1 protein-coding gene is annotated in these 294 nt (G+C 49.0%); it reads right to left on the bottom strand.

Annotation, left to right across the window (positions count from 1 at the left end):
* Positions 1–294, bottom strand: a 294-nt coding sequence (locus tag AN394_RS21410; RefSeq protein WP_268795676.1) for a reverse transcriptase domain-containing protein, incomplete at both ends; no start/stop codon positions are given.

Here is a 294-nt window from a genome sequence, read left to right as displayed (position 1 = left end):
CAAACAGAGAAAACACTGAGCAATAGCATCAGCAGTGCTTCTATTGCGCCGAAAGCCGTAGCTATTTGGGTCAGCAAGTGTTTCTGACACAGGCTCTAGTGCAAGAAGATGAAGCGCTTGTAGCGCTCTATCGACCATGCACGGGATACCCAAAGGTCTGAGCTTGCCGTTTTTCTTAGGGATGTAGATACGCTTGAGCGGTTTGGCTTGATAAGCCTTTCTGCTCAATTGATTGACTGCTTTCATGCGGCGCGTATCCGTATTCCAGATGACGCCGTCTATTCCGGGCGTTTT

The organism is Pseudoalteromonas sp. P1-26 (assembly GCF_001401795.1).
In the GTDB taxonomy this organism is placed as follows: Bacteria; Pseudomonadota; Gammaproteobacteria; order Enterobacterales; family Alteromonadaceae; genus Pseudoalteromonas.
The sequence above is the reverse complement of the archived record's forward strand: the minus strand, read 5'-3'. Positions and strand labels throughout refer to the sequence as shown.